The organism is Meiothermus rufus DSM 22234, assembly GCF_000423425.1.
Taxonomy (GTDB): domain Bacteria; phylum Deinococcota; class Deinococci; order Deinococcales; family Thermaceae; genus Meiothermus; species Meiothermus rufus.
In genome coordinates this window covers 1-17,874 of sequence record NZ_AUHY01000035.1, presented here as the reverse complement: position 1 = coordinate 17,874, position 17,874 = coordinate 1, and the positions used below count along the sequence as shown (strand labels likewise).

Here is a 17,874-nt window from a genome sequence, read left to right as displayed (position 1 = left end):
CCAGGTGGCGTTGTGCGCCCCATTCTATCGAAAACCGGCTCAACCGGCGTAGCCGCCTTCGGAGGGGGCGACCAAAGTAGTGTGCTGGGCTTTGGCCTGGTACATCCGGGTATCGGCTACCTGGAGCAGGGTGTCGTGGTCGCTGCCGTCATTGGGCAGGCTGGCGATGCCGATGTTGACCCCTAGGGGTAGGCCCTGGAATTGCAGTTCGGCGATAGCTCTAGCGTAACGCCTTGCAGCAACCAGGGCTCTGGGGCCATCGGCATGGAGGAGGATAGCGGCAAACTCGTCTCCGCCCCAGCGGAACAAGCCATCCCCGTTGCGGCGCTGACGCTGTAGGGCTTGGGCTACCGCTACCAGGGCTTGGTCGCCTACGGCATGGCCTAAGCGGTCGTTAATCTGTTTGAAGCCGGAAAGGTCCATCACCAGCAGGCTGATGGGGTAATGGTAGCGCTTGGCCTTACTGATTTCTTCTTCGAAGCGCTGGTCAAAAGCCCGGCGGTTGGGCAGGCCAGTCAGAGAGTCGGTCGAGGCCGCATTTTCTAGCATCTGGCGGTGGTGCAGTTCGTGCAGCACCGCGGCGATGGGGGGCACGAAGAGTTGGGCTACGCGCAAGGAGTCCGGGCCAAAGGCTTGGCTGTCGAATGTGTTGTCTAGGTTGAGCACGGCCAGGATGCGCCCTTGATAGGCGATAGGGATGCAAAGGTTGGTTTGTATCTCTTCGCTGCGGCTTTCTTTTTGAAAGACAATCTGGCCTCGAGCCCGTTGGCTGGCCTGTAAAACCTCGGTGCCTCGTAGGATGCGCGGTTTGCCAGCCTGCCAGTCTTCTGGGGGGCCGCTGTACCAGGCCATCTGCTCTTCCTGGCTAAACTCGATGCCTCGCAAGGCCTCGAGGTCGAAGCCCACAGAGGCGCGAAAACTAAAGCACCCGTTCTGCCAGACCAAAAGGCTACCAGCAGTGGCCCCTGGAACCTGCGCCACGGCGCTTTGCAGGATGAGACGGTACAGCTCCGCCTCTGGGGCACTGGCTATTTGCTGGCTGAGGCCTAGCAATACCTGTAGGTGTTGTTGGCTTAGAATGCGCTCCAAGGCCAGACCGATGGTGCGGCAGGCTGAGGCCAGCAGGTTTTTTTCCCGCTCATTCCAGCTTTTCTCAGAAGCGTAGCCCAATACCAGTACGTAGCGGCTACGGGGGGTGTCGGCCAGAGGAATCGGGTGCAGGGCCATGGCTACAATCCCGTGAGCCGCTACCTGAGGGATGGCCGAGGGTTCCTGTGGATAGGAATGGCTGTAGTAGGGGCGCTGACTGCGGTAGACCTCCCAGATCAGGCCCTGCTCGAGGGGGATGCCTTCCTGTGCTAAGCGCATATCGTCGGGGTGCGGTTGGCCCCCTAGCCCCAGGGCACGAAAGCGTTCGCCTTTTTGCTCAAAGAGGGCGGCAGAGGAGGCTCCCAGGGCTGAGCAGAGCAGAACGGTGGCCCGTTGGGCCAGTCCCTCCAAAGTTTCGGCAGAGGTTAGGCTGCTGCTGAGCTGAGCGATGAGTTGGGCCTCTTGATGTTCGGCTAGCTGGCTTAGGCGTAGGCCGACGGCTTGGGCGAACTGTTGTAGTCCTTCCACCTCCCAGGGGTCAAAGGGAGTGGTACGCTCGAGGTTCAGGATGGCCACTACCAGGTGCCCATCAAAGATGGGAAGGGCCAGCTCGCTAAGGGTAAGATAGCCGCCAGCGCGAACGTAGTCTGGTTCTTGGCTGACGTCCTTAATCAGTACAGTTTGCCGGGTTGAATACGCACGGCCTACCACGCTTCTAAAAGGCAGCCGTTCGATATTTGACCGCTCCATACCCCGGGCCACTACCAACCGTAGACCATCCGGAAAAGGTTCCCACACCGAGACATGGCCGGTTTCATCCAGCTGTACCAGTTCAGGCAGGGCTTTTAGGATAGCCTTCTGGCTACCCAACGACTCGCTTTCCCGCAAAGCCCGTAGCAACAGATCGAGCTGCCGGGAAACCTTTTTGTGCCGCCATAGGCTCCGCCGCAGCCGCCGGCCCAGCAGGTCGGCTAGAAAGGCTGCTAGAAGCAAAAAGAAGGCCTCTTCTAAGTCGAAGGGTTGGCTGTAGCGCACCGTCTCGACCAGAAGGGCCACAACCAAGGCCATAGCCCCGCCCCACCAGCTGTGGGCCGAAGCCAAAGCGGCCACCACCACCATAAGCAGGGGGAGTTCATAGGGGCGCAGGGTTGGGAAGAGGGGAACTAAGGCGTAGCCTAGAGCACAAAGGGCCACCATTCCCCAGGCTAGCCGTTCTTCCCAGAAGCGCATTTGCATTTGGCGCTAATATAGCAGAAAAACCTAGGCGTTTGCCTGGTGACATCCACTTCATCTTTGAGTGGAGGGAGGTAAGGCGGGTGTCTCTACCTGCGCCGCAATGAGGTAGCCGTTATGAAGACGGGCCTGGGTTTTGTGTGTGGCTTGCCAAAGGGATGGCGGCTTGCCTAGAATATTCGCTGTGCAAGGGGATTGCTTTGCAGCCCGAATGATGCGGATTACCCGACGATAGCGACCAGTAGCTATCGGCGGGGCGCGGTTGCGCCCCCGTTTTTTTAGCCGGGCCCAAAGTCCCCGAGGAGCAGCCATGAGCAAGACCTTCTACGAAACCGCCGCCATCGATTACGCCAACGCGGCGCCCCACATCGGCCATGTCTACGAGAAGATCATCTGCGACTTTCTGGCCCGCTTCCACCGCCTGGATGGCTATGAGACCAACTTTGTAACCGGTACCGACGAACACGGAGAAAAGATCGCTCGAGCCGCCAAGAATGCCGGACAGAAACCCCAGGCTTTCGTGGACTACGTTTCCGAGAAGCTCTTCCAGCCAGCGTATCAGCGCCTGCTCATTAGCTACGACGACTACATTCGCACCAGCTCTGAGCGGCACAAGCGCTTTGTGCAAGAAATTTTGCGCAAGGTCTACGAGGCTGGCGACATCTACTACGCCGAGTACGAGGGGCTTTACTCGGTGGGCTCGGAGCGCTACGTAACCGAAAAAGAGTTGGTGGGCGGTATTCTGCCGGGCGACTCCGAGCCACCGGTGTTGCGCAAGGAGGCCAACTACTTCTTCCGCATGGAGAAGTACCGGCCCTGGTTGGTGGACTATTTGCATGAGCACCCCGACCTGATCCAGCCCCAGGCCTACCGCAACGAGGTGCTGGAGATGCTCAAAGAGCCTATTGGCGACCTGTCCATCTCCCGCCCGAGGGAGCGGGTGCCCTGGGGCATCCCCATTCCCTGGGATGAAAACCACGTGACCTATGTGTGGTTCGACGCCTTGTTGGCTTATGTTTCCTCCCTGGCCAGCCGGGGTCTTTTCGAGAAGTTCTGGCCCTATGCCTGGCACGTGATCGGCAAGGATATCCTCAAGCCCCACGCTATTTTCTGGCCCATCATGCTCAAGAGTGCGGGCCTACCCATCTACCGCCGCTTGGTGGTGCACGGCCACATTCTGGCCATGGACGGGCGCAAGATGGGCAAGAGCCTGGGCAATGCGGTAGACCCCCTAGCCCTGGCCGATAAGTTTGGTGTGGATGCCGTGCACTATGCCTTGCTGCGCGACACTACCTTGGGTGCGGACAGCCCCTTTGGCGAGGAGGTGGTGGCCCAGCGGCTGAACGCCGACCTGGCCAATGACCTAGGCAACCTTGTATCGCGGGTGCGCACCATGCTGCTCAAGTACTGCGGCGGAGTCTTGCCGGAGCCTTCATCACCCGATAGCGAGATGGCTCGAGCGGGGGTGGCCCTGGCGGAAAAGGTGCGCAAAGAGGTGGATGCGCTGCGCATCCACTTGGCCTTGGAAGAGGTGCTGCAGTATGTGCGTAGCCTTAATCGCTTCATCAACGAGACCAAGCCCTGGGAGCTGGCCCGCGACGAAAGCCGGAAGAAGGAGCTGGAGGATGCCCTTTACACCGTGGTAGAAGGCTTGCGAATTGCTAGCGTACTGCTCGAGCCAGCCTTACCCACCAAGGCCAAGGAACTGCGGGCGGCTTTGGGCTTGGGAGACTATACCCTGGCCCAGACCGAGACCTGGGGGCTGGCCCCAGCGGGTACCCGCATCCCCCAGGAGGCCCCCATTTTGTTCCCCAAGCTCGAGGCCAGACCCGAGCCAGCCCCCCAAGCCGAACGCCCCGCCGCGGATGGCCTTATCACTATCGAGGACTTCGCCCGGGTAGACTTCCGCGTGGCTGAGGTGATTAAGGCCGAGAAGCATCCCAAGGCCGATAAGCTGCTGGTGCTGACCCTGGACGTGGGCGACCACACCCGGCAGGTGGTCTCGGGGATTGCCCAGTACTACACGCCCGAAAGCCTGGTGGGGAAGAAGCTGGTGCTGGTGGCCAATCTCAAGCCCGCGATGCTGCGCGGAGTGGAGTCCCAGGGGATGATTTTGGCGGGTGAGGATGCCCAAGGCCGCATTGTGGTGGTGAGCCCGGAGAAAGATATGCCCCCGGGGACGAAGATCCGCTAGGGCTTATTGGGCGCTTTCCAGGTCGGGGCGTAGGCGCACGGCCTCGCGCAGATAGACGTGCTTGACTTGGTGTTGGGGCAGGTCGGTGTTCCACAGCATCATCACCCGGATAACCCGCGGCAAAGCCCCAGGCACCGGAATCTCGCGCGAGTTGATGAGCGGCACCCGCTGCATGCCGAGCTGCCGGGCTGCCTCGGCAGGAAAGGCTGCGCACAGGTCGTCGGTGAGGGTAAAGATCATGGCCCCGATACTGTCGAAATCGGTAATCTGGTTGACCTCGAGCATCTTCTGCAACAGCTCGCGGGTGGCGCTTAGGATGGCCTCGCGGCTGTTCTCCTCGACGGTAATGGCACCGCGTACCCCTCTGACCATAGGTGGCGCGATTTTAACCCAGCTTGCCCTTGAGGGCTAGACCTGCTATATTGCATGGGTTGAACGCACGGCAAAATCCGTGCATAGGAGAGCCCGATGAAAGAGAACATTCACCCCAAGCTGGTACCTTGCAAGATCATCTGCAACGGCCAGGTGGTCATGGAGACCTACAGCACCAAGCCCGAGATTCACGTCGAGGTGTGGAGCGGCAACCACCCCTTCTGGACTGGCCAACAGCGCTTCGTAGACACGGAAGGCCGGGTGGAGAAATTCCAGAAGAAGTTCGCCGGCACCTACGGCAAAAAAGCGGCCAAGAAGTAATCTCTACCTATGCGGCCAGGCGAGCGTTGGCTCGCCTTCTTTTTTGCCTGGATGGTCTGGGCCGCGATATGCTAGGCCGCGGTTATGCGCCTACCCCACCTTCCCCATCACCGAGGCTGGATCGAGGTTGTGGTTGGCCCGATGTTTTCAGGTAAATCGGATGAGCTCATCCGGCGGGTCAAACGGGCCCTCATTGCCCGACAACGGGTGCTGGTGTTCAAGCCGTGTCTAGATGACCGCTACCACCAAAGCGACGTGTTCAGCCACGACGGGCAAAGGGCCGAGGCCATTGCGGTGGGCAGCTCGAGCGAGCTAAGGGCCCACTTGACCGAGCCTTTGCCCGATGTGGTCGCGGTGGATGAGGCCCAGTTTTTCGATGAGGGGCTGATTCCTTTGGTGATCGAGTTGGCTGATAAAGGGGTGCGGGTTATCTGCGCCGGGCTGGATATGGACTTCCGCGCGGAGCCGTTTGGCATTATGCCGGAACTTTTGGCTCGGGCTGAGTATGTGGAGAAGCTGCACGCGGTCTGCCCGGTCTGCGGGGCCCCCGCTACCCGCACCCAGCGCTTCGTCAACGGTAAGCCTGCCCGCTACGACGACCCGGTTATCCTGGTGGGGGCCAGCGAGGCTTATGAGCCGCGTTGCCGTAAGTGCCACACGGTGCCAAGCCCCCAGGTGCAGGAAATCCTCTGAGCCTTATTCGCGGGCTTTAGGCACCAGAAGCTCGAGTACGCCTCCTTTAAGCGAGGCTTGGGCGCTGTTGGGAACGATGGCCTCGGGCAGGGTAAAGCTCCGTCGAAAGGTGCCCGTAGGGCGTTCTTGGTGGGTGTAAGCGCCTTCTGGGGTGTGGCGTATTCCGGCCAGGGTGAGGGTCTGGCCTTCCTCGTACAGCTCGAGGTCCTCGCCTTTGACCCCTGGTACATCCACTAAAATGCGGTACTGCTCGCCTTCATCGAGGATGTCCACTGGGGGAGTCCACGCCTCCTGGGCGCCAAGGCGCTGGGATAGCGCCTCGAGCTGCTGGCGGATGCTCTGCAGACGCTCCATCGCATCGAAGCGTTCGATGGTCATACTTCCGAGCATATCATGAAAGGGTGAAAGAAGGCTGTTATGCACGACAAATCATCTGCCCAGCCGCCTATTCCGGTGCTGGCCGGGCCAACGGCCAGCGGCAAGACCGAGCTGGCCTTGCGGCTAGGCCAGGCCTTTCCCCTGGCGGTAGTTTCTGCCGATGCCAGCATGGTCTACCGCGGCATGGACATTGGCACGGCCAAGCCCAGCCTAGCCGAGCGGCAGCAGGTACCCCACTACCTGATCGACCTGGTCTGGCCCAACCAGGCTTTTAGCGTGGCCGACTACCTACACCAGGCTGAAGCGGCCATCGCCCGCTGCCTGGAGGAGGGGCGGTGGCCCTTGGTGGTGGGGGGAACCGGCTACTACATCCGGGCATTGTCGGAGGGGCTGCACCAGTTGCCGCCTCCTGATCCGGCTTTGCAGGCCGAACTGTGGCAACGTTTGGAAACCCAGGGCCTCGAGGCCTTGTGGCAGGAGTTGGCCGCCCAAAGCCCCCAGGATGCCCAGAGGGTGGGGCGCAACCCACGCCGTTTGGTGCGGGCTTTGGAAATTCTTTATCACACCGGCACCCCACCGGCCCGGCTGCCCCGCCAGGCCCCGCGTTTTCGTTACCGCAAGCTGATTTTGTGGCCGGACTGGGCCTGGCTCGAGCCCCGCCTGGAGGCCCGCATCGAGTGGATGTTTGCCCAGGGCTTGGTGGAAGAGGTGGAGCGGCTTCTTGCGGCCTATCCCCAGATGCCCACGGCCTTGCAGAGTATCGGCTACAAGGAGGTGGCCCTTTACCTGCGGGGCGTCTACACGCTGCCCCAGGCCAAACAGGCCATGCTCAAGGCTACCCGGGCTTACGCCCGACGACAGTACACCTGGTTTCGCAAGGAGCCGGGCGAGGTAGTCTACCTTCCAGCAGGGGGGGAGGCAGCCTGGCCGGGGCTGCGGGACTGGTGGGCGAGCCTTATATGATAGGGGCGGTATGTTGGCCCAGGAAATCGTGCAAAGCGTTCAGGCCGGCCAAACCTCGCCTGGCGAGGTGGTGCGGGCCTATCTGGAGCGGATTGAGCGGCTCGAGCCCCGGCTGCGGGCCTTTATCCGCCTGAATCCCAAGGCTTTGGAGGAAGCCCAGCAGGTGGAAGAGCGCCTGGCCCGAGGCGAGGCCCTGCCGCTGGCCGGGGTGCCCGTGGCGGTCAAGGACAACATCTGCACCCGGGGGCTACCCACCACCTGCGGCTCGAGGATGCTGGAGCACTTCGTTCCTCCCTACGACGCCACAGTGGTGGAAAGGTTGCGTCAGGCCGGGGCCATTGTGGTGGGCAAGGCCAATATGGACGAGTTTGCCATGGGCTCTTCCACCGAGTACTCGGCTTTTGGCCCCACCCGCAATCCCTGGGACCTCGAACGGGTGCCGGGGGGCACCTCGGGGGGCTCGGCGGCGGCGGTTGGGGCGGATCTGGTGCCGTTGGCCCTAGGCACCGACACCGGGGGAAGCGTGCGCCAGCCAGCGGCGTTGTGTGGGGTCTACGGTTTTAAGCCTACCTATGGCCGCATCTCCCGCTATGGGGTGGTGGCTACCGCCAGCAGCCTGGATCAGGTGGGTACTCTGGCCCGCTCGGTGGCGGATCTGGCCCGGTTGACCGATGCGGTGAGCGGCCACGACCCCCTGGACAGCACCAGCCTCGAGGTGGCCCCTCATTTCCAAATGGCGCTGCAGACCCCGGCCCAGGGCCTGGTGGTGGGGCTGGTGCGGGAGGCTTTGGCTGCAGGTAACTCTCCGGGAGTACTGGAGGCCATCGAGCGCTTCCGCCAGGTGATGGAGGGGTGTGGGCTGCGCTTTGTGGAGGTCAGTGTGCCCACCTTGGACTATGCCCTGGCCGCTTACTACATTGTCAACACCGCCGAGATTAGCTCCAACCTGGCTCGCTACGATGGCACCCTATACGGTCTTAGGGTGCCTGCCGAAGACAGCATCACCGCCATGATGCAAAGCCGGGAGCGGGGCTTTGGTCCAGAGGCTAAGCGCCGCATTTTGATGGGCACCTTTGCCCTATCCTCGGGCTACTACCAGGCCTACTACGGCAAGGCGCTGCAGGCTAGGACTAAACTCAAAGCTGACCTGGACGCGGCCTTTTGCCAGGCTGATCTTCTCCTCACGCCCACCAGCCCCTTTCCCGCTTTCCGCTTCGGCGAGAAAACCGCCGACCCGGTTTCGATGTACCTGGCCGATATTGACACCGTGGCGGTCAACCTGGCTGGGCTGCCGGCCATTAGTATTCCCGCGGGCTTTGAGGGCAGCCTGCCAGTGGGGGTGCAGCTCATGGCCCCACCGCTTGGGGATGAGCGGCTGTTCAGCGTGGCCCATGCCTTCGAGGAGGCTACCGGACGGGCCTTCGCTCGAGTGGCCCCGCTAGGCTAGAAGCCTTTGGGGTCACGCCCCTTAACGTTTGGGCGTTAAGGTTCGGTAAGGTTCTGTCTTATTTTTGCAAGCTGGGGTATACTCGCCCAGAGGCCTTTTATTGCAGCAAATAAAGTATCGCAGGATTAGCAGTGCCACCTGGCCTCGGCTTAACTGGCCCCGTTCTATAGGCCCGACTGCATATGAGCCCAACCCACTACCGCCTTGCCACCCGCCTAGCCCGCCACCTTCGCAGCACTGGACGTCCTCTGCCCGAGCAAGCCCTGGCCGAGCAGGTGCTGGCCTTGCGGGGGAGAGGAGCGGAGACACTGTTGCGTGGTCTGCTCGATGGGCGTTTTGCCCAGCTCGAGGAGGGCATTGGCCTGTGGGAGTGGCGCTACCCCTTTCCCCTGGCCGGGGAGGCCATCGTAGTTCTGGACGTGGAAACCACGGGCCTCTCCCCTGAGGAAAACGAGATCATCGAGCTGGCCTTAGTGCGCCTAGAGAACGGTCAGAAGCAGGTATTCGAACGCCTGGTCAACCCAGGAGTGGCCATTCCCCCTTTCATCAGCCGCCTGACCGGCATTCACAACAAAGACGTGGAGGAAGCGCCCGATGTGCACAGTGTGTTGGAAGAAGCCCTGCCGCTTTTGCAAGGGGCCACCCTCATCATCCAGAATGCCCCTTTCGACCTGGGTTTTTTGCTGCCCCGCTTGAAGCGCTTGGGCTGCCGCTTGGACAACCCTGTGGTGGACACCATAGACTGGGCGCGCAAAGCCCTCCCTGGCCTGACCAAGCGGGGCCTGGACGCGCTGGCCTGGGCGTTTGAGCTAGGCCCCATCCCCGGTCGTCACCGGGCCCTGGGCGACGTGGAAACTACCCTTCAGGTGGCCCACGAGATGTACTATATGCTCACTGCGGGCCAGCCCCTTCCGGCCTGGAAGCTCACGCATAAAAAAGCCTGCTAGGAAACCCTATGATTGCGCGCTACGTTCTCACCAGCGTCTGTCTCAGAAGCGGCACCATGAACCTGACCCAGTCCTTGCGGGTTTTCTTGCAAGGCAAGGATCGCGTTATCTTGCGCGACGAGGAGGGCGAAACGTATGAAGCGGTGGTCAACTGGCAACAGAACCGCCTCGAGGGTCTGGCTCCCTATTACGCCAAGCGGCGGCTAAATGTAAATGACCGGATTGCCCTGCACTTAGAGGCCGGTGAGATTGCTCTGGAAGCCCTGACCCCGGCGGCCAAGCCCGCCCGTCCCCGAACGGCGGAGACCCCTGCCAAACCGGCATCCCCTCCGCCCAGCGAGCTAACGCAGGAAAAGGGTTCCAAGCGCGTTCGGGTTACCCCTTACCCCAAGGAGGTGCTCTATCCCCACCAGCCGTTGCCCCCCGAGGGGCCGGCCTTTGCTACCGACCTCGAGGCGCTGGGCCTGGTGCGCGAGTCGGGCAGCGCACCCTGGGTTTTCCGGGCAGCTTTGGGCCGCCGTACCTTCCACCTGGCGTTGGCCCGTTTCGGCGAGATGGAGGCCAAGGCTTTGCTGGCCTACCGCTCTCAAGGCCGGGTGCAGTACGCCGCTTTGGTGGCGGGGGAGTCCTCCAAGGCCGAGGCCCTAGCCGAGATAGCCAGCGTGCGGCCTTCCGGGTTGGGGCAGACCGGCCTGGGCTTTGTCTCGCCGGAGGCGCTGACCCGGCTGGTCAAGCACAAAAGCGCTTTTCCTATTGGCCCTTTGGACCTCGAGCGCCTGTTGCGCCAGGGGCGGGTGGACTTGGAAAGCGTGGAGGCCCTAGAGCAGGAAATCTACGGGGTATTGCGGGAACGCAGCCATTTCTCTGCCGTGCTGGCCCTCCTGGCCGAACAGCCCCCCCAGCAGGTTTTCCTGCTGGCCGACCTGATGCCCATGGCCCGGGAGATGAACCTGGAGGCCGACCACCTGCAGCAGGTGCTGGAAAGCCTGAGTGGCCCACCCTTTTTGCTGCTCAAGCGCCTTTCGCCAGGGGAGTTTCTCCTGCGCCAGTCGGTAGAGGAGACCTTAGCCAACTGGATTGAGTACGCCGAGGTGATGCGACGCCGCCTGCAAGGGGTTTTTCAGCAGGGCTGAAGGCTACTTGAACAGGGCGTTGGCGTGGGCCTCGAGGGCCTGGGCGGCTTCCTGGCTCACGGTGAGCCGCAGCTTTAGGGCCAGCTTAAGGGCTCGTTCCTCCAGCTCGCTTAGGCTTGTGGCGGCCTCGATTTCAGCCAGGTAGCGAGAAGCCTGTCGGCCCAGTGTGTGCTGCAAGGTCTGAACCAGCTGAGCCTTGGCTTCAGCAAGGTCTGGGCGGCTAGGGGTGGGGGGTTGAGGCTGTTCTGGTGGGGTAGCCGCCAGCAGTTCCAGTAGCCCCTTGGCCTCTAGGCCCTCGAGGATTTCGCTCAACCGGTCCAGGGCCAGGCCGGTGCGTTGGGCCAGCACCACATCGCTGACTTCCTGTTGGCACAAAGCATAGACGAGCCGCTCTTCCCGCCCCAAGAGCTCGTCCAACGGCTTGCTGCTTTGACGGTAGATTCGCATGGGGGCCTCCGGCCTGGGTTCGCCACCCTAGGGCGTATTGTGCCATAGCCTGCCACGTAAGGTAAGGAAGAGCAGCCTAGCCCCCCAGGGCCTTCAATACAGCCTGTACTAAACGCAGCACCAGAAGTACAAAGATGCTGCCAAAGAGCAGAATCAGGGCCACCACAACCAGCAGCAGATCCACCGCCCGGCCCCAGACGAGCAGGGCTACCCCCAGGTAGCCCAGGGTGAAAAACCCGATGAACAGGTTGAGCTGGGATAGGCGCTCGCCGATGATACCCCCGGGGGCTTCGCGGCGCATCTGTAAACCAGTGAACACGTTGTAGGTCATGACCAGCAACCCCAGCACAATAAGCGCTTGAACCATACCATCACCTCCGGCTCGAGGATGCGTGCAGTATACCTCGGGCAGGCTGCTTGTAGGGGGTTTGGCTACATGTTTTCTATCAGGGCCTGGCCAAACTCGCTGCACTTGAGCAGGGTGGCACTGCGTCCTTCTGCGGTCATGAGGCGGTGGAAATCGTAGGTGACACGGCCCTGGGCGATGGTTTTGGTCATGGCGTGAATGATCAGGTCAGCGGCCTCGATCCAGCCCAGGTAGCGTAGCATCATCTCACCTGAAAGGATGACCGAGCTGGGGTTAACCTGGTCCTTGCCCGCGTACTTGGGGGCTGTACCGTGGGTGGCCTCGAAGACCGCGTGGCCGGTGTAGTAGTTCACATTAGCCCCGGGGGCGATGCCGATGCCGCCTACCTGGGCGGCTAGGGCGTCGGAGATATAGTCGCCGTTGAGGTTCAGGGTGGCAATGACACTGTACTCGGCGGGCCGCAGCAGGATCTGCTGCAGGAAGTTATCGGCAATCATATCTTTGATAACGATGGGCTTGCCGGTTTTGGGGTTGGTGAGGGTTTGCCAGGGGCCCCCATCTAGTTCCACCGCGCCGAACTTACGTTTGGCCAGGGCATAGCCCCAGTCGCGGAAAGCCCCTTCGGTGAACTTCATGATGTTGCCCTTGTGCACCAGGGTGACCGAGGGCAGATCGTTGTCGATGGCGTACTGGATAGCGGCTTCCACCAGGCGTTCGGTGCCCTCCTGCGAGACGGGCTTGAGGCCGATGCCGCTCGAGGCCGGGAAGCGAATTTTGCTGTAGGCTTTGGGGAACTCTGCCTTGAACCACTGCAAAAACCGCTCTACCTCGGGGCTATCCTTGGGAAACTCGATGCCGGCGTAGATATCTTCGGTGTTCTCGCGGAAGATGACCATGTTGACCAGTTCGGGGTGGCGCACCGGACTGGGCACCCCTTCAAACCACTGCACTGGGCGCACGCAAGCGTAGAGGTCGAGCTCTTGGCGCAGGGCCACGTTGATGGAGCGGATGCCGCCGCCTACCGGGGTGGTCAGGGGGCCTTTGATGGCGACGAGGTACTCCCGGATGAACGTTAGGGTTTCCTCGGGCAGCCAGATGGCCTCCCCATAGACCGCATTGGCCTTCTCGCCGGCGTAGATTTCGGCCCAGGCAATTCTTCGCCGGCCCCCGTAGGCTTTGGCTACGGCGGCATCTAGCACCGGCTGGGCGGCCCGCCATATGTCTGGGCCGGTGCCGTCGCCTTCGATGAAGCCGATGATGGGTTGGTCGGGGACCTGGAGCTTACCTTGGTGGATGGAGATTTTCTCGCCTGCTGGAATCTGGATTTTTTGGTATGCCATAGCGCTACTGAGCATAAAGCAATAGGGCCGGATGGGCCAAATTGAACTGGCTCAAGCCTGGGAGCGATCCAGCAGCTCGTAAAAACCCCGGGCGTTGTGCAGGTAGTGGGCCAGGATGCCGGGGATTAGGCTGCCGGTAAGGAGATAGGTGGCCCCAAATAAGAGTCCACCGCAGAAGACGAATAGGGGATAGCTCCAGGCCCGGCGGTCGGGGATGGGGTGGAAAGCGGTGAAGACCAGGGCCTGCAGCACCACTCCCAGCCAGCCGCCATACAGCGCGTTTTGTACGGCCCCACGAAAAAAGACCTCCTCCCCCAGGCCCGAGGCCAAGGCCAGCAGCAGAGCCTGAGGGTGGCGGATGCCTTCGGCCTGCATGACCCGGGCGAGCTGGCCGTGCAGGGCTTCGGCGGCTCTGAAGCTCTGGGGGAACAGACGCGAGAAGAGGCGCTCGAGGCCAAGCAAAGCCAGAAACAAAAGCCCAAAGGCCAGGGTGTCGCGCAAAGGATCGGGGGTTTGGAGGAAGGGGTAGCCGGCAGCGGCCATCCAGGCCAGGCCCAGGCCTAAGAGCCCCATTTGGAGTAACAGAAAAAAGCGAAGCATGGTTTGCGTTATAACCGGGCTTAGGCCAAAGGGCAGGATGGCGCCCGCTACAGCCCTTCGCTGCCGATATTGAAGCCCTGCTCGAGCAGCTTACGGGAGAAGGCCCGAAAGGCCAGTAGGGTCTGGGTGCGTTCGATGCCCTCGAGCTTGCGCAGGCCTAGGGTGACGATGTCGTCAAGCTGTTCGAAGTCCTTGAAGCGCAGGATGGCCACCAGGTCCCACTCCCCGGTCACCGAGTAGACCTCGGCCACCCCGGGGATTTCCGCCACGGCTTCGGCGGTCTCAGCGGTGGCCTCGCGGCGGGTTTGAATCAGCACAAAAGCAGTAATCATGCGGCGATGATACCCTGGGGAGGGGCGCTCTGGGTATGCCCTTGCTTAAACCGTCTGGTTGTCCTGGCTTACCGATAGCGCTAGAAAGTCGAGGACACGCTGGGCTGTCTGACGGCCGTGCTCGACTAAAGAGGCCAGGCCTGGCCCGGCCAGGTAGCTGCCGGTGAAGAACAGACCTGGGGCGTACAGTAAGGTCCGCTCGAGCTCGTCTTTCCAGCGGGTATGCTGCAAGCCAAACTGGGGCCTCGAGGCAGGCTGGCGAAAAACCCAGGCGGCCAGGGGGCGAACGGGGGTTTGCAGCCGCCGGGCTAGGTCTTGCTGGGCTAACCGGGCCAGCTCGGCCTCGCCTAGGTGGGCTGTTTGACCTAGAAACTCTGCTCGAGCCAGGCCCAGCCCAGGGCCAGCCTGTAAGAGGCGCAGGGCAGTACAAGCGTAGCCTTCACCCCGGGCAAAGAAGTACTCTATGGGCTCAGCGCTCACCGCCTCTTGGGGGTAGAGCAAGAAAACCTTGGCGCTGGGGTGGTGGGGAAAGTGGTTGAGCAGAGCGGTTAGCTGAGGGGCGGAGGGGCGCAGCAGCTTGGCTGCCTGGGGGGCGGGTAGGGCCACCACCACCGCCTCGGCCTCGAGCCGGCCCTCCCGCAGATGCACCTGCCAGCGGCCCACTCCGCGGCTTATGGCCCAGGCGGGCTGTTGGGTCAGCAGGTGGGCTCTGGCTTGGAGCTCCTGGCGCAAAGCCTCGATTAGGCTACCCATTCCGCTGGGCAGGTGAAGCCGCCCGTCGTGGGAGACCTGGCGGCTGGCAGCCAGCAGCCCTCCCTGGCCCTCAAGCTCGAGGAGTTTGCCTAAAGCCAGCCGAACTGAAACCTCTTCCGCCGGGCCTCCCAGCCAGGCCTCCAGGTAGGGCTTGAGCACCGGCCAGACCTCCTCCCCCAGTCGGCGGCGAAGGAAGGTTCCCAGCGACTCGTTTTTGACCGTCCGGCCTACAAAGCGCTCGGTTCGCAGCCGCCAGCGGGTAGCGCGGCTGAAGGGCAGTTCTGTAATGCGGTACAGGCCAAAGCCAGTGGAGGGATTTAGACCCAAGGGCAACGCCCAGTCCCGGCCCCCCTGGCGCACGATGCTGGGCAGGCTAGGCCAGGGAGCGGGAGGGAGGCCAAGCTGGCCGCAAAGCGCGGTTAGGGTACCTGGGCTGGATAGGAAAAACCCATCGCCGAGCTCGAGGGAAACCCCCTCCAGGCGAACGGTGCGGCAGTTTCCGCCAAGGGTAGGGCTGGCCTCGAGGAGGCTAACCTCAGCGCCGGCTTGGGCGACCCAGTAGGCCACTGTCAGACCGGCAAGCCCTCCGCCCACCACAACCACCCGGCTCATGGCCTGACCTCACGCCAAAGCCTTGGGGAAAAGGGGTGTGGGCGGCCACGGGCCAGCGTGGGATGAAGGCATGGCGGCATAGCCCCCAGATTGTATCGGGTAGGGGTGCCAAGTGCGAGGTGAAGTGGGCTTATTTGACCACAAACGTGTTAGCATAGCGCATCGGCGGTTTTGCCCAGGGGTGAGGTTTGGGCTAGATGGGCTGTTCCTAAGGAGAAACCATGAACAAAACAACCATTTTTATTTATCTGACGCTGGTGCTGGCCTCTTTGGGGCTGGCCCAGGCCGACCCGGCGGTAGCTACGGTGGGCCGCTTTACCCTGAGCAAAAGCCAGTTTGACCTGCAGTTCCACTTGTTTGTGCGCGATGTGTTGCAGCAGCGGGGGCAGCCCTATACGCCAGAGGCTGAGGAGGCTTTCGCTCCGTTTAAGCCGCAGTTCCTCGAGCGCATGGCCCGCGATCAGGCCATTATTCTGGCCGCAGAGGCCGCGGGTTTTGCTGCTAAAGAGGAAGCGATAGAGGCGGCTGTGGAGGAGGTTAGAGCCGAGTTCGAAAGCGAGGAAGCCCTCAACCAGGCCCTCGAGGAAGCCGGCATTCCCAGCATGGCGGCCTACCGCCGGCTGGTCTACGAGGCCCTGACCTACAACGCCTACCTGGAAAACCTGCTGCAGAAGCTTCAGCCCAGCGAGGCCTCCTTGCGCCTTCTTTACCTGGTTTCCAAGCCGCAGTTCAGAACTCCTGTGCGCTACTGCTCCGCGCACATCATGCTGGCCACTGCCCAAGAGGCCAACCAGGTAATTGCGCGCCTGGCTCGAGGAGAGCAATTTGCCGACCTCGCACGGACACTTTCCATAGACCCAGGCAGCAAGAGCCAGGGGGGTGACCTAGGCTGCGAGCCCCGGGGAACCTTTGTGGCTCCCTTCGAGCGAGCCCTTACCGCACTCAAGCCTGGGGAGAGTTCCAAAACCCCGGTTCGAACCGAATTTGGGTTTCATGTCATTTTGCTCAAAGAGGTTAGGCCGGCAGGGTTCCAGCCTTTCGAGGAGGTTCGCGGGGAGCTGGCCCAAGCGGTTCGAAGCGCTGCTTTGCAAAAGGTGCTCGACAATATCGTGAGCCTTACCCCTATCCGGCTGTTTCCGGAAAACCTCTAGGCCCAGGGGCTGGTGCTTGGTCGAATAGGCGGGGCTGTTTAGGTTTCGCCTAAGCGAATCTCGGGTAGGCCCCGTACCAGATGTTCATCGTGGGTGGCCACGATGACGGCTGTACCGAGGTCTTGGGCTAGGCTTAGCATCAGTTCCATCACCCGTTCCGCGTTGCGCCGGTCTAGGCTGCCGGTAGGCTCGTCGGCCAGGAGGAGGCGAGGGCGGTTGTAGAGGGCCCGGGCCACCGCTACCCGTTGCCGCTCGCCCCCCGAAAGGGCTTTAGGGAGCAGACGGGCTTTGGCCGCCAGGCCCACTTTAGCCAGTAGTTCCATGCCCCAGGGGAGGTCTACCTTGCCGGCCAGGTATCCGGGAACCAGGGTGTTCTCCAGCGCGCTTAACTCGGCTTGCAGGTAGTGGTGCTGGAAGATGAGCCCGCTGTAGAACAACCTTCGCCGGGCCAGGGCTTCTTCACTCAGCCCGCGGATGCTTTGGCCCTGCCAGCGCACATCCCCGCTTTGCAAGGGCAGCAGGCCAGCTAGAAGGTGCAGCAGGGTGGTTTTGCCGCTGCCGGAAGGCCCCAGCACCACCCGCACCTCGCCCGCTTCCAGCCGCAGCTTCAGTCCGCGAAAAAGCTCTGCCTCGGTATAGGAAAAGCCCAGGTCAGATGCCTCCAGTATCGGATGATTACCGGCTATTGGCAAAGCGTTACGCACCCTTGTAAAGTGTACCTGATGTTGGTAGACACGCAGGTGCTAGCCAAGACGCCGCTTTTTCAAGGGGTACCCCCGCAGGCGCTCGAGGTGGCGAAAGAGGCTTTCGTAACCCGCAACTACCCAGCCGGTAAGAAAATCTTTGAAGCGGGGGACATGGGGGCCGCCTTGTACATCGTTCAGACAGGGCAGGTGCGCATCTACCGCACCTACCTGGATGGCCGTGAGCGGATGTTCGCCTACCTGGGCCCGGGGGAAGTATTTGGCGAGATGAGCCTGCTGGACGACCAGCCGCGTAGCGCCTCTGCCGAGACCACCATGGACTCGGTGCTGCTGGTTTTGTACCAGGATTCCTACTGGAGCTTGGTGCGCAAGTGGCCGGAAATCCTACACAACCTCGCCACCATTTTGGCCCGGCGTCTGCGTGAGGCCGACCTCGAGCTCGAGGTTCTTTCCTTCGAAGAGGCCCGGGGCCGGGTGGCCTACGCCCTGACCAAGCTGCGCAAGCAGCGCTACGGCGACGGAACCAAGATGAAGCTAACCCACCAGGAACTGGCCCAACTCTCCGGAACCAGCCGGGAGACCGTAACCCGGGTGTTGCATGCCCTGCGGGAGGAGGAACTGGTGCGGGTGGGCTCTGGTTACGTAGAAATCCTCGACCCGGCAGGGTTGGAGGAAGTGCTTTTCGGTTTGCGCTAACCCTCTTGAACCCGGACAAACACATGTGAGACTCTAAGCTGGGATAAAAAGAGGGGAACCAACCAAGAAAGGAGGTTCCCCAGGTGCAGTTTACCACCGTTG

At 61.9% G+C, this 17,874-nt stretch carries 19 protein-coding genes; 9 read left to right on the top strand and 10 right to left on the bottom strand.

Features of this window, described 5'->3' with window-relative positions:
- Window positions 1-39 precede the first annotated feature (39 nt).
- A complete protein-coding gene (locus G552_RS0107925) occupies window positions 40-2,325 on the bottom strand; it encodes a diguanylate cyclase domain-containing protein (protein ID WP_027882557.1) in 2,286 nt (761 codons plus the stop codon).
- 307 nt (window positions 2,326-2,632) lie between these two features.
- On the opposite strand from G552_RS0107925, the gene metG reads away from it, so the two are divergent.
- Window positions 2,633-4,516: a methionine--tRNA ligase gene (gene metG / locus G552_RS0107920; RefSeq protein WP_027882556.1), complete on the top strand. Its 1,884-nt coding sequence runs from the start codon at window positions 2,633-2,635 to the stop codon at window positions 4,514-4,516.
- Window positions 4,517-4,519: 3 nt separating this feature from the next.
- On the opposite strand, the gene aroH is transcribed toward metG, so the two are convergent.
- Window positions 4,520-4,888 (bottom strand): chorismate mutase, encoded by a 369-nt coding sequence (gene aroH / locus G552_RS0107915; RefSeq protein ID WP_027882555.1) that lies wholly within the window; start codon window positions 4,886-4,888, stop codon window positions 4,520-4,522.
- 96 nt (window positions 4,889-4,984) lie between these two features.
- Between aroH and rpmE the strand changes: the two genes are divergently transcribed.
- On the top strand, window positions 4,985-5,209 hold the full coding sequence (gene rpmE, locus G552_RS0107910) for a 50S ribosomal protein L31 (protein ID WP_027882554.1): 225 nt from the start codon (window positions 4,985-4,987) through the stop codon (window positions 5,207-5,209).
- 84 nt (window positions 5,210-5,293) lie between these two features.
- Window positions 5,294-5,902, top strand: a complete 609-nt coding sequence (locus G552_RS0107905; protein ID WP_036270469.1) for a thymidine kinase — start codon at window positions 5,294-5,296, stop codon at window positions 5,900-5,902.
- Between the two features lie 3 nt (window positions 5,903-5,905).
- On the opposite strand, the gene G552_RS0107900 is transcribed toward G552_RS0107905, so the two are convergent.
- The gene (locus G552_RS0107900; protein WP_027882552.1) at window positions 5,906-6,280 is read right to left on the bottom strand and encodes an Hsp20/alpha crystallin family protein; all 375 of its coding nucleotides are present in this window, start codon (window positions 6,278-6,280) and stop codon (window positions 5,906-5,908) included.
- A 39-nt stretch (window positions 6,281-6,319) separates the two neighbouring features.
- Here G552_RS0107900 and miaA point away from each other — a divergent pair, with 39 nt between their 5' ends.
- The 4 genes from miaA to G552_RS0107880 all read left to right on the top strand — a co-directional run bounded on the left by miaA (window position 6,320) and on the right by G552_RS0107880 (window position 10,770).
- Window positions 6,320-7,243 carry a tRNA (adenosine(37)-N6)-dimethylallyltransferase MiaA gene (miaA, locus tag G552_RS0107895; protein ID WP_027882551.1) on the top strand — a complete coding sequence of 308 codons (924 nt, stop codon included), beginning with the start codon at window positions 6,320-6,322 and terminating at the stop codon, window positions 7,241-7,243.
- Window positions 7,244-7,253: 10 nt separating this feature from the next.
- Complete coding sequence (gene gatA / locus G552_RS0107890) at window positions 7,254-8,690, top strand: Asp-tRNA(Asn)/Glu-tRNA(Gln) amidotransferase subunit GatA (protein ID WP_027882550.1); 1,437 nt, start codon at window positions 7,254-7,256, stop codon at window positions 8,688-8,690.
- 182 nt (window positions 8,691-8,872) lie between these two features.
- Window positions 8,873-9,637 carry a 3'-5' exonuclease gene (locus tag G552_RS0107885; protein WP_027882549.1) on the top strand — a complete coding sequence of 255 codons (765 nt, stop codon included), beginning with the start codon at window positions 8,873-8,875 and terminating at the stop codon, window positions 9,635-9,637.
- A gap of 8 nt (window positions 9,638-9,645) precedes the next feature.
- Window positions 9,646-10,770 carry a hypothetical protein gene (locus G552_RS0107880; RefSeq protein WP_027882548.1) on the top strand — a complete coding sequence of 375 codons (1,125 nt, stop codon included), beginning with the start codon at window positions 9,646-9,648 and terminating at the stop codon, window positions 10,768-10,770.
- Between the two features lie 3 nt (window positions 10,771-10,773).
- Here G552_RS0107880 and G552_RS0107875 read toward each other — a convergent pair whose 3' ends face one another.
- From G552_RS0107875 to G552_RS0107850, 6 genes are all read right to left on the bottom strand, one after another.
- Window positions 10,774-11,217, bottom strand: coding sequence for a hypothetical protein (locus tag G552_RS0107875; protein WP_027882547.1), 444 nt, complete (start codon window positions 11,215-11,217; stop codon window positions 10,774-10,776).
- A gap of 76 nt (window positions 11,218-11,293) precedes the next feature.
- Window positions 11,294-11,584 carry a hypothetical protein gene (locus G552_RS0107870; RefSeq protein ID WP_027882546.1) on the bottom strand — a complete coding sequence of 97 codons (291 nt, stop codon included), beginning with the start codon at window positions 11,582-11,584 and terminating at the stop codon, window positions 11,294-11,296.
- 65 nt (window positions 11,585-11,649) lie between these two features.
- A complete protein-coding gene (icd, locus tag G552_RS0107865; RefSeq protein WP_027882545.1) occupies window positions 11,650-12,924 on the bottom strand; it encodes an NADP-dependent isocitrate dehydrogenase in 1,275 nt (424 codons plus the stop codon).
- Window positions 12,925-12,975: 51 nt separating this feature from the next.
- Entirely contained in the window at window positions 12,976-13,524 is a 549-nt protein-coding gene (locus G552_RS0107860) for a CPBP family intramembrane glutamic endopeptidase (RefSeq protein WP_027882544.1), read from the bottom strand.
- Between the two features lie 47 nt (window positions 13,525-13,571).
- On the bottom strand, window positions 13,572-13,856 hold the full coding sequence (locus G552_RS0107855; protein ID WP_027882543.1) for an Lrp/AsnC ligand binding domain-containing protein: 285 nt from the start codon (window positions 13,854-13,856) through the stop codon (window positions 13,572-13,574).
- 45 nt (window positions 13,857-13,901) lie between these two features.
- On the bottom strand, window positions 13,902-15,221 hold the full coding sequence (locus tag G552_RS0107850) for a protoporphyrinogen/coproporphyrinogen oxidase (RefSeq protein ID WP_027882542.1): 1,320 nt from the start codon (window positions 15,219-15,221) through the stop codon (window positions 13,902-13,904).
- Between the two features lie 221 nt (window positions 15,222-15,442).
- Between G552_RS0107850 and G552_RS0107845 the strand changes: the two genes are divergently transcribed.
- Window positions 15,443-16,372, top strand: coding sequence for a peptidylprolyl isomerase (locus G552_RS0107845; protein ID WP_036270467.1), 930 nt, complete (start codon window positions 15,443-15,445; stop codon window positions 16,370-16,372).
- A gap of 38 nt (window positions 16,373-16,410) precedes the next feature.
- Here the strand turns inward: G552_RS0107845 and G552_RS0107840 are convergent, their stop codons facing one another.
- Window positions 16,411-17,076 (bottom strand): ABC transporter ATP-binding protein, encoded by a 666-nt coding sequence (locus tag G552_RS0107840; RefSeq protein WP_051195738.1) that lies wholly within the window; start codon window positions 17,074-17,076, stop codon window positions 16,411-16,413.
- 18 nt (window positions 17,077-17,094) lie between these two features.
- Here G552_RS0107840 and G552_RS0107835 point away from each other — a divergent pair, with 18 nt between their 5' ends.
- On the top strand, window positions 17,095-17,772 hold the full coding sequence (locus G552_RS0107835) for a Crp/Fnr family transcriptional regulator (protein ID WP_027882539.1): 678 nt from the start codon (window positions 17,095-17,097) through the stop codon (window positions 17,770-17,772).
- The last annotated feature ends 102 nt before the right edge of the window (window positions 17,773-17,874 follow it).